The sequence below is a fragment of the Ruegeria sp. K7 genome (genome assembly GCF_056531785.1).
In genome coordinates this window covers 15,845-28,501 of the sequence record NZ_JBQFMJ010000026.1, presented here as the reverse complement: position 1 = coordinate 28,501, position 12,657 = coordinate 15,845, and the positions used below count along the sequence as shown (strand labels likewise).

The following is a 12,657-nucleotide window of genomic DNA, read 5'->3' as shown; positions in this document are numbered from 1 at the left end:
CTTCGGTTCGTGCGAATTGCGTACTCAGTTTCGCGTTCAATGAAGCAGATAAATTGTCAGCCTGCTTCCCTGAGATCGTGTCTCGCGGGTTCACAAACACAATGACCGAGTAGGTGCGGCCCGCTTTCAAAACAACAACGTCAACCAACGCGATATCTTCTGAGGCGAAGTGTTCTTCAGCAATTGCACGCGCACTTTCGACGATCTCTGCTCCGGCCGAGGCACCCACAAGTTCACCCAAACTGCTTTTGAAGTCGGACCAGTATGTGCCCGATGCGATGAGGCACAAACCGATAACAATGATTGAGTCCCCGACCGGTGCAATGAACGCCAATGGGCCAGATTGAAAAAGATAAACAAGCCCGAAGCCCAAGCCAGCAGTCCCGGTGATAACACCGTCAAAGGCCGCTGCCCGGGCTTCGAGCTTCAGTATGTCGCTATTTTTTCCTGTTTTTTTCCAACAGCGTAGGTGATTTAGCCAAAGCCCGGCGCAGATCAGACAAATGGCAACCGTGTAAACACCAACGACCTCGTACTTCACGGGCGCAGGTACAGTACCACCGATATATGCCGCAATTTTGGCAACAGCATTAATGAGAGCGAATGCGACGAGGCCCAGAAGGGACAAGGACCTGAACGTGGTAAAAACTGCTTCATCGGCAGCATAGCCAAGCGGTCTTGCATCATCGGGTTGCGCAAATGACTGTTTACCTACGCGAACAGCTATAATAGCAGCAAAAAAGCCAACAAGAGAGAAAAGCCCATCAACAAGAAGCGCTTGTGAGTTCGACAGAACTGAAGCTACGACACCAGCGAAACCCATTGCAAGGTTGCCCACCATGCCAACTCGCAGGGCGGAGCTTTCGAAACTCATTGCCGTAGCCGACATTCTAGTTGCTTCCACTGGCTTGACTTGCTTCTTCCATATTTGAAGGAGCCAAGCCTTTATGTCCAGTTTCTGAAGGTCTGGCGCGATACCCCTCAGCAGCACGTAGTCCTGTGATACAGGTTGAGAATTTTGGCGGATAGACAGGTGCTTTTTTGTTGCCAGTTCCAGCGAAGTTTAGAAGATCTGTTCCGATAGGTAACTTGTCCGATTCAGCCGATGGACTCAAAACTACATTCTGATGTAACTCAGAAATTGCACTAGGGTGGGCTTTAGCAGGGGCGTCTGAATCCGCCGATGTGAGTTTTGGTAAACTTGTCATACATTGGTCCTGATGCACGAAACGCAGAAAATCCTCCGCAGCGAGCTCAATTTAGCAAGAGAAAAGCGATGAGTCGTTTTGCAAAAAACGGGCATTAACTATCAGTCGCCACTTGGCTCTGGCGCATTGCCGCGCCACCATTCTTTTTGAAGGAATCCCTAGGCCTTTTCGGGCAATGCGCACCGCTGATCGCCAGAACCAGACTGTTCTTACGGTTCTCCGGAGATGCGCGGGTGAATATAGTCCGGTTCGATCCCGTCTTTTTTCATCGCAATGCCGGTTAGAAACTGAAACATGGTTCGCCGAACAAGCCGCGCGGTTTGTTGGCCGCGGTTATCGTAGAAGGGGTTGAACTCAACGAAATCAACGCCGACGATGGTTTTTGTTGCCGCAAATTGGCGCAACATGGGGAAAAGGTCTTCGGGATGCGAACCGATGGGCGATGAGGAGCCTGTTCCGGGTGCATAGCTCATGTCAAAGGTGTCAATGTCGAAGGAAACGTAAACAAGATCTATGTCTTCTAAGTCTTTGTATATTTTTTCAAAAGTCTCTTCGACGCCGTCTCTCCTGATCTCGTGGATGTGATAAACCTTCCCGCCTTCAGAGGCCACCTGATCCCACTCCTCTGGACCAAAGACCGGTGTAGACATGCCATACTGAATGACATGGCGCCCTTCGACCATACCTTCCTGAACAGCGCGATTCATAAAACTGCCTGAATGGTAATAGGCACCAAACTTGCCCATGCCAGCGTCTCGGTCGAGATGGACATCAAAATGCACGAAAGCAACGTTGTTCTTTCCGTAGACATCAACGATACCGCGGAAAGTGCCGTTGGGAACCGAGTGGTCCCCACCAACGATGAAGGGAATTGCGCCGACGGAAGCAATCTCCCGTGTCATACGACGTATTTCCTCTAAAGTCGCAGATTGATTGTACGCATTTAGTCCGGCATCGCCGTAGTCAACCGCATTTAAGATTGTGAATGGAGCGAGAAGGGTCTCGTATTCAACCCAGCTTAAAGGGAATTTGGGGTCACCGTAGCCGCCATAGTCGCGTGTAGTTCGCACCTCGGCCGGCGCCCACATATTGCCTGCGGAGTGCGGAAGCGCTCCAGTTGGTGCGCCGAATATCGCAACATCGATTTCGCCGGCCTGTAAGTCTTCGGGTGCAAGAGCAACGGGCAGCTTAAAGAACGTTTGGATACCCACAGGTTCCATTTGCAGCTGGTATCGTTGTACGTCCATTGGTCCTGCAGGACGTCCGGATGGTTCACGTTCTGCTCGCCAGATGTCCGTAGACTTGTCCTGTTTGATATTCATCTTTGTCGGGTCGTCAGGGATCTGGTGAGGCATCGGACCGATGTTTTCATTTGGCGAAGCTGCAGCAATGTCCTTGAGCATTTGCGCTGAAGTTTCAAAAGGAATGGCTCCAAGTACCGCGGTGAACACGGCTGTGGACAACAACTTGTAGTAATTCATCGTCTTTCCTTTCAAATTCAAAGCAGTCCGGTTCTGTCATTGGATTGCGTGTGATTTTGGCGGACAGGTAGCAAGGGTGCTACGTAATTAGTGCATTTTGAATCTATCTTTGCGGAATTAACCCTTGCCGAACACAGTGCCGCGCGTAAAGATTAACTGCATGGGTATACAGCGTATTCTTCTGCATGAAGCCGAAGATATTTCGGAGTTTCTGTTCCAAGCAACTGGGATGATGCCTGGCTATACTCAATTCTCAGCAGGCCCTGCAAAACTTAAATACAAGGTTGTGGATCTAGACGGCGTCACTCTGCTTTGGGCTTCGGGGATTGCTCATTGCAGGTGGCAAGACCAGATGTCTGACGATGGTCGAGTGCATTTTGGGATAGTGCTGAACGCAAAAGACGGCGTCAGATCGCTTGGTCACGAACTTGGCCCTAAAGACGCGATGCTGTTTCGCCCCGGCCAGGAAATGGACTATGTGTTTCTGGGGCCGGTTGAAACACTGGAAATAGGTGTATCCAAAGAAATTGCAGACAGTCTTGGCTGGACTTTTTCAGGAGCACCTTTGGCACGCATCCGAGGAACGCGATTGCAACAACTCGAGACTGTGTGTCGCCAAGCAAGAAAGATCACTGTGTCCAACGGTGAATATTTGAGGCCTGAACTAATGGCAGAAGTGCGTGGGATGGTTTTAGATGCTCTGGAGCGGGCGTTGTGCCCTTGGTTACCTAAAGGTACCAATTCGAGTTCGGAACTTAATGAATGCACGAAGCGATATTCGGTATTGAAGAACTTTGATCGCCTTCTTGTAGAGTTTGGCGATGGGTTGCCAGGCTTAAGCGCCATTTCAAGGGAATTGGGCGTTGGGAGGCGCACGTTGTTCTATTCGCTACGTCAGTCGCTAGGTATTACGCCAAGGCGGTACATAGAAATACGACGCCTCGCAGAATTGCGAACCCGGTTGAAAAATACCGGCCTTGAAGGAAATACAGTTACTGAACTGGCAACCGAACTTGGGTTTGGGGATCTTGGGCGCATGGCCGGAAAGTATCGTCGACAGTTTGGAGAGAGCCCTAGCCAGACGTTGCGCTCCTAGTTTAACCAGCTCTGCCTAGGTCGCTTAAGCGTTTCGCTTGGAAGTTCTCCGAACAATGACCGGTATTTGCCTGCCATACGCCCCAATTCTGAAAAGCCATGATCGTTCGCTAGATGGGTCACAGACGAGTTGTCCGGCTCGCTACGATACAAGCTTGCGCGAAGACCGTTCAAACGTACGACTTCTCGGAATCTCCTCGGTCCAATCCCATAAGCTTTTTGGAAAGCTTGAAAAATACTGCGCCTGGACACGCCAATTTCTTCAGCCAAAGCGTCAACACTGACACGTAGGTTGTTGTCTTTGTCCTGCAGTAGTCTACGGGCATCGCGGAGCAAATCAGCCCGTGCTCCACGCGACAGAACATCACTGTCATGGTGTTTGGGCGACGCCCAAGGTTGAAGGGCAACTTCTAAAGCATCGATGAGTTTAGACCGAGTGTCCGCGAGAGAGCTAAAACACCAATCTCCAGAGTCGTCATTGAGAGCCGCAGAAAAGCCTTCCTGCGCAATCGACGCCAGGCTTCTTGCGACGTCTTCAGGCACATCAGTAATTTGACCACCACGGCAATTCCACCCGAGCTTTTTGGGAAGTTCTTCCGTGAACGTAATCTCCAGAGTTTTGTATCTGCCGTTTGTGAACAACTCCGCCGTTTCACCTGGCCTCAGTAGATGGGCGGTGGTGTTAGAAATGCCAGACTGGCCTATCCGAGGGCTGCCATTTGCTGAAACCATGATCGCAAATCGCCACTCACGCGCCAACATAGTGTCGGTCCAGAGATGTTTGCCTTCCCCTGATACTTGCAGGAGCCTGATGTCGCCAAAATCGATGCTACGGGCGCTCAGGATCGCGGGGCCAGAAGTGAATTGCATAAAGCGGGTGTCTGTATTGGTTTGCTCAAGATAGAAGTTTTCCAGTGTATCCTCATCTGCGAGATCAATTGAAAAACGATCGAATGCCAAAGCAGTTACCCCTCTATCAACAAACCCAAAGTCTCGGGGATGGGTATACAGGTCGAATGCCAATACCCGATCACGTAACTCATGCCGGGCGATTGCAAAGATGTGTGCTACTTGCACTTTTTGCACAGTCATCAATAGCCTGAGAAAATATCCTCTCCGTAGTCAAGTTAAATTTGGTCTTAAAATGAGAGGATTAGAAAGTGGCGCGTCGCTTACCAGTATTGTTCAAATGGTCCGCTCTGCTCGCAGCAACACTAGCTGGAGTGGGATACGCACAAGACAATCCCGCACCAGATTTTTCCGCTGATCCTTTAGTTGATGGGTTCCCATCTTCGATGCAGCCGTGGAGAGATCCAAGCAATCCAAATGTTCAAATCCTCGATCCTGGCTGGAACAAATACTATCTGCGCAAGGATATGGTAGGTGATAACCCTCCGCGGGAACCCGGTCCAATTGATTTACAGCGCTACTACGTCGTGCCGACCAAGCACGCATTTCCCACGTATTTCGGTTTGCCGATCGCTTTGACAACTGAAGATCTGATTACCGGAGAGGTTGACGTGGCTATTGTTGGGGCGCCGAGCCAGTTTAATCCAGCTGACGGCAACGGCTGGGCAGCGAATTATATGCGCGTAAACCACAACTATGATTTTGCCCAGTCGGGGCATGATATGTGGTTCAACAACCAGTACTTCGATATCCTGAACGTTGTGGACTATGGAAACGCCAACGCCCACCCATCTTTAATGATGCAGAACTTTGCGGATCAGGCTGGTGTGTTTAAGGAAATCCTCGATGGCGGTGCGATACCCTTCGTAATAGGTGGAGACCATGGCACCCAGGTCGCGTCACTAATGGCGCTGATTGATCACTACGGTCCGCAGAGTTTTACAACAGTCCATTTTGACGCCCATACCGACCTTGCACCGCCTGATGGGCGACTTGGAATGTTCACCCATGGGGGTGCAGCCCTCCGTTTCGCGCACGAGCAAGGGTGGACCACCGGAGATCAGATTTTCCACATCGGCCTTCGCGGTGCGTACGAGAGCGTCGAGAGAATGGACTGGATGTTCAACAATCAGACCAACTACTACTTCATGCCGAAGTTTGAAAAAAATGGATTTGATGCAACTGTCGACGAACTGATCTCAGAACTCGAAGGACGCCGGCTGTATATCTCAATCGATATGGATGTTCTGGACGGCTCGTTGGCGCCGGGTGTATCAAACCCTGAAATAGGTGGCTTTACCACGCTACAATTCATGCAGATTCTTCGAAAGCTGGCTCTTCAAAACGAGATACTGTTGATCGATTGGGTTGAGTATTCTCCGCTTTTGGACGACCGCCGTCGCTCCACAGGCAACGTTATAAGCCGTTTGCAGCGACATACCCTGGCCGCGATGGCCGCTCGCAAAGAGGGTATCACTGATCCAAACTATGTTCATCCTGCAATGCTCGAGGATAACAGCAAGTAAGGTAATGAACTGGGCGAATGATGCGTTGCATTCCAAAGAGTTGCCTTTTTCGGAAAAGGCGCCTTGAATTGAGGTGTCTTTTTTCGGTGCGGTAACATAGGTTCAGAAATGTCCATCAGTACTTCAGACCATCCCTCGGGAAGACCTGCCGGTAACGACAGTGGTACGCCGCACTCATTTCTCTTTCATCTCGTCAGAGAGCCGTTGTTTCAGTTTCTCGTCCTCGCAGCACTTTTGTTCATCGCGCAGGCGCTTTTTGCAAAGGACCATCGAGATCTGATCGTGGTGGATGCAGTGACGCAGGAATACCTTTTCGACCAAGAGTCGGAATTGCTTTTGCGCCCGCTAAGTGAAGCAGAAAAACAGGACCTAGTCAGAAACTTCGTTGAGGAAGAGATCCTGGTCCGAGAGGCAGTGAAGCGAGGTTTTTCTGACGGATCCCGTATTCGTGCATTACTTCTTCAAAACATGCGGTTTTTCATTGCCGGAGACTTGCCAGAGCCGACAGAAGCGGAACTCAAAGAATACTTTGACAGCAACCAAGAGAAGTTTCTGAGCCCTCCCAGTTATGACCTTGAACATGTGATGTTTAATTCGATCAGCGAAGTTCCACCTAACCTTCTGGAAGAGTTGAACGAAGGCGCAGATCCCACATCCCTCGGTGACGTCGACATCACCTTTGGAAATACACTGAGATACATGGACCAGAAACGCCTTGTGCAGGCGTTCGGCGGCGAAACGGCAAAAGAGGTTTTGGCGGCCATTGACAAGAACGACGATTGGCAAGGACCGTTCCCATCCCAGACTGGGACGATTCACTTCCTCAGGGTTCTCAAGGAAAACCCCGCTCAGTTGCCTGAGTTTGAGCAGGCTCAAGATTGGGTTGCCACCCGGTGGATGACGGACAAATCCCGTGAGTTGATGGAGAAAGAACTGGAATCTGTAGAAGGCGACTACAAGATCGAGATAGCGCCGCTGCAAAAGGCCAAAGACGTTGATTAGGTTATTCCTCATCTCTGCGTGGACTGCGACGCTAATAGCGCTACAAGGGATCGGTTCTCATGCGCATACACTCGGCTTGGATCGCGCGGAACTGATTGAAACGGCTCCCGGCGAATACAGACTAGTCTCAAAAGTACCTAGTAGATTGTCAGCTGCGATATTGTCACCTGATTTGCCTGAGCAGTGTGAGTTTGGGGGGAGCCCGAATGGTGAAAGGGGATCTTATTCGGTCACATTTACCTTCACCTGTGCCACCCCCATGACATCCGAAGATCACCTGGTGCTTCCGTGGAACCGCGAAGGGGCTCTGTTGACGGTTCGTTGGTTTGGTCAGGAACCTGTCACGCGTTTGGTTAAACGAGAGGGGACGACTATCGAAGTCAACCTGGACGAATGGCTGGCTGGTTCGGGATCTGCATCACGCGCGGCTAAGCGCTACACCGTTCTGGGAATTGAACACATTTTGGAGGGTTTGGATCACTTGCTGTTCGTGCTGGCTTTGCTGTTTCTTGTAGAAGGCTGGTGGATGCTGATCAAAACAATAACTGCGTTTACAGTAGCTCATTCGATAACACTGGGTTTGGCCACGCTGGGATTTGTTTCGCTACCGTCTGCGCCTGTAGAGGCGGCAATTGCACTTTCGATCGTTTTCCTGGCGTCTGAGATCGTCTGGAAGTCCCGCGGTCGTTTATCTATGGCGGCAAGAGCGCCTTGGGTTGTGGCATTTGCGTTTGGACTATTGCATGGGCTCGGATTTGCTGGAGCCTTGGCCGAAATCGGACTGCCGCCATCTGAGATTCCGATTGCGCTTCTTTTCTTCAACGTTGGCGTCGAGCTTGGTCAGTTAATCTTTGTTGCTGCAGCATTGGTCGTAGGATGGGCGTTCTTGCAAATACCAGCTGCACAACGATGGGAGACAAGCGCTCAATTGATCCTCGTATATGGTATTGGAACAATCGCAACATACTGGATGATAGAGCGGACTTACTCAATTTTTGTTTAGGCAGTTTGAAGGCGTCTACTTGGCTTAAAAAACTCACGGAGGGCCCGGTATTACTTCTTCCTCTTGTAATACGCGTAGTATTCCGATGATTGTTGCGGTGCTGGTGTCGATTGATCCTCTTAGGAAAGCGCCCAGTCCACCATCTCCTATTTCACGTGGTCCGCCGGTTTCATAAACTGGGTCCAAAGGTTCAAATTCTTCAGGAAATGCAGGGCAAAACGGCCGTTCGCTCAAAAAGCGTCCAGCGACTTCCAGCAGGATGGAACGCAGCGCTTCGACATCTTCAACGAAGCTCTCAATATCCCGCAAATGCTCAAGGGGTTGAACGGCTGCGTCTACTATTTCGTAGGTTACGCACTTTTCGCTAAACCGGGCCGTAGCTGAAGCTGAAAAGTCGAAAATCCATCTGTCCATCGGTTTACCGCGTACAAAGACGTTTTCGTTTGTCTTGGTGCAATCAAAGAACTGAGTATCCAGTTTTCCTCTTAGAGAGATAATTTCACCTTGTGCCTCAACAACAAACTCACTGAGATCGGTACGGGTTCCACATGTGTCTGAAATTGGTTCGTCAGCAAACATGTCCGGTAAACGAGCTTGCAAATCACTAAAGTCAAGCACGGCTTCAATGCCAACTCGTGTTGGCGAAACCGCAGTCATAATGACATTGAGACCGTAATCAATTTCCGTTGTGCCGACGACCAGAGTGTCCTTTATGTCGAATTCGGCAACTTGTGCTGTTGAAGGGGATGTGAGACCGAAGCCGCCGATCAGAAACATCGTAAAACACACGTGCCTCATTGTTGCCCCTCGATAATGTCGCTCAATTCCATCACGTTGAGCAGTTTGACAAGTGTCGTCGCGTCTGTATCGATCAATCCCTGAATTTCGGCGCCGATGCCGCCTTCGCCAATTTCGAGCGCTTTGACGAGTGTGGCCTGCGGTGATACCGGCTCCAATTCCTTCGGGACTGTTAGGCAGATTGGGTTGCCGTCAAAATAGATCTCTGCCTGTTTGATGATTTCGGCGCGCGCAGTCTCAATGACACCGAATAATCTTGCGACAACCCCAGTAAACCCACGCGGGTCGAGTTCAAGCTCAACCACGGAAAACCTTACACATTGGTCTTCGACGAAGGCTTCCACTTTTGCCTTTGCATCAATTTCTTGTGTCAACCAAGGATTGCCCCGCTCTTGGCCCGGGGAGTTCTGATCGCAGGAAAAGAATCGTACAAACAAAGTTCCACGCAATTCGACGTGATCTTCAATCGCCTCTGTTTCTAAAATATTAACTGATACTTCTCGTGAGCAACTATCATCATAGACCCCCGATGCTAGCTCTGGGAATCGTGCTTGGATCGCCCTCAAGTCCGCCACGACGTTCGCCCGCAAACGGGTTTCTGTCGCCGGGCTCAAACCTGCGAAAAACACAATATCAAACGATTCCTCGCCTATGGGCACCTTGCTAGATAGAAGGAGTTCGATGTCGCCTTTGTATTTGGTGGGATCAATTCCTTTACGATTTTCGGCGGCTGCAAGCAGTGCTTGAGGGGTCAATTCACTTGTTGGTTTTGGTCGGTCGCGCTCGCATGCGGCAAGAATGCCAAACAGCAGAGATATGGACAAAACTATCCGAAGGGAGCGCTTCACTCTGGCAAACATGAGCAAATATAACAATCGAAGACGTCCGATAGTGTATGCGAAAATCTGATATTAGAAAAATAGTGTAAATCCTATACGCAGTCGAGGAATTTCGAAGCTTTAGCAAATACTTGGGTCTGAAAAGCAAATGCGATCAGAGCGACTTCATAGACCAGGTAACAGCGTGGCATGCCAACTTGAAAGCAAAAAACTGTTCAGAATAGGATGCCTGTAAAGATCACGGAACCCAGGCTTATTGCCCGGCACACTGCCGGTGTGGCGATTGACAAGCCGATTTCTTACCTTATCCTTAATCAGTTGATTAGCTTAAAGAACCTAGGGTGCTGGACTTAGAGTTCAGTTGCGTTCGAAGAATGGCATATTCATATTGGACGGGCGACGGGATCAGCTTTTGCCGAACCGGAGAGCCAATGAGGACCATTGAAAAGCTTATTTTGGTATGTGGTTTTCTTCTGTTCATTAACGGCTGCACCCACGTGCCATTTGACTCTCCTAAGGAAAGCTCACGGGCTATCCCCGCCGATGGGACTCGTGCCGGACGTGTAGTGTCTGACCTTACAGGTCACGATGGCCAACTATTGGCAATGCTGCCCTTGTTCGACGGCAATGACGCGCTCGGGGCGCGACTGAGAATGATCGAAACGGCGGAAAGTTCAATTGACATACAGACGTTTCTGATCAAACCGGACTTGGCCGGTTCGCTGATGTGGCTCGCCCTGTATTCCGCAGCAGAGCGAGGCGTGAAAATCAGGCTGTTGTTCGACGACGTTTTCACGACGGCACGTGATGATCAGATCGCGACACTGAATGCCCACCCGAACGTGGAAATTCGCGTTTTCAACCCGCTATCCCGAAATAGCAGTGTGGCTGTCAATTTCCTGTTGGATTTTACCCGAGTGAATCGCCGCATGCACAACAAAGTCACGATCACAGACGGCAGCTATGCAATTTTAGGCGGCAGAAACATTGCTGATGAATACTTTAGTATTGGAACAAATTACGACTTTGCCGACTTCGATCTCTTTGTGGCCGGAAAGCCTGTTCATGTCTTGTCAAACACCTTTGATGCGTATTGGAATGATGCTTGGTCCCTGCCTTTTGACGCCATAGACGATGGCGACATTGTTCCCTTGAGCGAGGCGTATGAACAGTTTCAAAAGCGCGCTCTCGACGAGGAAGTCGCGATTTACGACCGAGCCCTGGCATCTGATTACATAAGATGGCTCGAGAGTGGTCAAGTTCCTGTTTACTATGGCCGCGCAAATATCGTGGTGGATGACATTGAGAAGCTTCGCACTCCTGCTGGCACCGGACCATTTGCTGTAGGAAACGCATTTTTTAATAGTCTCGGACGCGCTAAAAAAAGCGTAATTGTTGTTACGCCGTACTTTATTCCAGAAGACTACGGTGCGGCGTATTTTGAGCAACTGGTCAGAAAAGGAATTGACGTTTCGGTCGTGACTAACTCTCTTGCCTCGACCAATCATCCGTACACTCATGGTCATTATGCGCGCTATCGTAAGCGACTGTTGCGCGCCGGAGTCAACTTTATTGAGGTACGCGCCAGCGTACCGCCTTCGAAGGAAGGCGTCGAAACGCCTTTGACCCTACACACCAAAATCGCCTTGATTGATGACGCTTATGTTTTTGTGGGTTCTGCAAATGTCGACCCTAGGTCCATCCGACAGAACTCTGAAATCGCAATGCTGGTACGTAGCTCTAGCCTAGCGAAACGGATCAAAGCTCAATTGGATGCGGCATTGCCACTATACTCTTATTCGGTAACGCTCAACGACTCAGGAAAGCTCCAATGGGTATATGCGAATACTGAAACGAACGCGCCGATATCGAAAGAGCCATCAGCTAGGTTTTGGCGCAAACTGATCGCCAAGATTTCCGGTTGGCTGCCAATTGAACGCCAGTTGTGAAGTGGGTTTTCACAGACCTTCAGCGCTAAGAAACCCCAAGACTTCGCGATGTAGGACGTAGCACCACTAACATCTTTTTCTTGGAAAAAGCGTATCTATCGGTGCCATGAGATTATAAAAATTGCCAGCTGGCACAGACCCAGCCAAAAAAAGCTTATAACAACACTAAAATAAGCCCCTTTGTGTCGTTCATCACTGTCCGTAACTCGCATTTGGTATCAAATCATATCGGCAACGAGGCTCTACTCGCGTCATCGCTTCCAACGGTTTCACTGTGTCATGTGTGCCTCATATTTCGTAGGTGCGCCCCTTAACCTAAACCCATTGTGACTGATGCAGATAATACCGCTCCATACACGTTGATCATCAACTTGACGCTTGCAATGGAATCTCTGGTTTTAGGGTTCGAGCGAGCAATTTTCTCTTCGATCAAACAAAACTCAAGCATCGCCACGGCTTGTAATTTCTGACGTGAATCGTGCTAGCCGACGGGCAACAACAAGTCCTGAGCCATTTTAACTTCCACTTTACGCAAGGTTTTTCTGATCAGATTGCTTTTGCCAACTTTGGCAAATGGTTTGACGGGGCACTTTCAATATTTCAGTTGTTCGGCAAAGGCCAAATCCTGCTCCCGCAACCAACGATATTTGCGAAACCGCCTCAGCCATGTCGACTTGGGCGGTTTTAGCTTTTTTATCAGTTGCTAAGGCGAGAATGCCGGCAAGATCTCCATGCAGATCAATGTCATATCCATCTTCAGACGGTGTCAGCACCACCTTGTCGATCAGAGTGAACGCGCGAGACGATTGGGACGTGGTTCGGTTCTGAAGTAGGTGCTCATTAAGGT

General features: G+C 49.9%; 12 protein-coding genes. 5 read left to right on the top strand and 7 right to left on the bottom strand.

Going from position 1 to position 12,657, the window contains the following annotated elements:
- The 3 genes from ACR0FE_RS22760 to ACR0FE_RS22750 all read right to left on the bottom strand — a co-directional run.
- The coding region (locus tag ACR0FE_RS22760) for a cation efflux transmembrane domain-containing protein (protein WP_480915442.1) at positions 1-889 on the bottom strand (889 nt) is incomplete at its 3' end.
- A gap of 1 nt (position 890) precedes the next feature.
- Positions 891-1,208: a hypothetical protein gene (locus ACR0FE_RS22755; RefSeq protein ID WP_480441622.1), complete on the bottom strand. Its 318-nt coding sequence runs from the start codon at positions 1,206-1,208 to the stop codon at positions 891-893.
- Between the two features lie 209 nt (positions 1,209-1,417).
- The gene (locus tag ACR0FE_RS22750) at positions 1,418-2,689 is read right to left on the bottom strand and encodes an arginase family protein (protein ID WP_480915440.1); all 1,272 of its coding nucleotides are present in this window, start codon (positions 2,687-2,689) and stop codon (positions 1,418-1,420) included.
- A 160-nt stretch (positions 2,690-2,849) separates the two neighbouring features.
- On the opposite strand from ACR0FE_RS22750, the gene ACR0FE_RS22745 reads away from it, so the two are divergent.
- On the top strand, positions 2,850-3,785 hold the full coding sequence (locus ACR0FE_RS22745) for a helix-turn-helix domain-containing protein (RefSeq protein WP_480915439.1): 936 nt from the start codon (positions 2,850-2,852) through the stop codon (positions 3,783-3,785).
- Here ACR0FE_RS22745 and ACR0FE_RS22740 read toward each other — a convergent pair.
- Positions 3,782-4,876: a helix-turn-helix domain-containing protein gene (locus tag ACR0FE_RS22740; RefSeq protein ID WP_480915437.1), complete on the bottom strand. Its 1,095-nt coding sequence runs from the start codon at positions 4,874-4,876 to the stop codon at positions 3,782-3,784. The two genes, ACR0FE_RS22745 and ACR0FE_RS22740, sit on opposite strands and share 4 nt — an antisense overlap.
- 68 nt (positions 4,877-4,944) lie before the next feature.
- Here ACR0FE_RS22740 and ACR0FE_RS22735 point away from each other — a divergent pair, with 68 nt between their 5' ends.
- The 3 genes from ACR0FE_RS22735 (at position 4,945) to ACR0FE_RS22725 (ending at position 8,224) form a co-directional block, all read left to right on the top strand.
- Positions 4,945-6,219 (top strand): arginase family protein, encoded by a 1,275-nt coding sequence (locus ACR0FE_RS22735; protein WP_480915435.1) that lies wholly within the window; start codon positions 4,945-4,947, stop codon positions 6,217-6,219.
- A 108-nt stretch (positions 6,220-6,327) separates the two neighbouring features.
- The gene (locus tag ACR0FE_RS22730; RefSeq protein ID WP_480915433.1) at positions 6,328-7,221 is read left to right on the top strand and encodes a peptidyl-prolyl cis-trans isomerase; all 894 of its coding nucleotides are present in this window, start codon (positions 6,328-6,330) and stop codon (positions 7,219-7,221) included.
- A 259-nt stretch (positions 7,222-7,480) separates the two neighbouring features.
- The gene (locus ACR0FE_RS22725) at positions 7,481-8,224 is read left to right on the top strand and encodes a HupE/UreJ family protein (RefSeq protein ID WP_480915431.1); all 744 of its coding nucleotides are present in this window, start codon (positions 7,481-7,483) and stop codon (positions 8,222-8,224) included.
- A gap of 33 nt (positions 8,225-8,257) precedes the next feature.
- On the opposite strand, the gene ACR0FE_RS22720 is transcribed toward ACR0FE_RS22725, so the two are convergent.
- Together ACR0FE_RS22720 and ACR0FE_RS22715 are read right to left on the bottom strand one after the other, a co-directional pair.
- Positions 8,258-9,001, bottom strand: coding sequence for a hypothetical protein (locus tag ACR0FE_RS22720; RefSeq protein ID WP_480915430.1), 744 nt, complete (start codon positions 8,999-9,001; stop codon positions 8,258-8,260).
- Between the two features lie 17 nt (positions 9,002-9,018).
- On the bottom strand, positions 9,019-9,846 hold the full coding sequence (locus ACR0FE_RS22715; protein WP_480441638.1) for a hypothetical protein: 828 nt from the start codon (positions 9,844-9,846) through the stop codon (positions 9,019-9,021).
- Positions 9,847-10,292: 446 nt separating this feature from the next.
- On the opposite strand from ACR0FE_RS22715, the gene ACR0FE_RS22710 reads away from it, so the two are divergent.
- A complete protein-coding gene (locus tag ACR0FE_RS22710; RefSeq protein ID WP_480915428.1) occupies positions 10,293-11,810 on the top strand; it encodes a phospholipase D family protein in 1,518 nt (505 codons plus the stop codon).
- 527 nt (positions 11,811-12,337) lie between these two features.
- On the opposite strand, the gene ACR0FE_RS22705 is transcribed toward ACR0FE_RS22710, so the two are convergent.
- Positions 12,338-12,586 (bottom strand): hypothetical protein, encoded by a 249-nt coding sequence (locus ACR0FE_RS22705; RefSeq protein WP_480915426.1) that lies wholly within the window; start codon positions 12,584-12,586, stop codon positions 12,338-12,340.
- Positions 12,587-12,657: the final 71 nt, after the last annotated feature.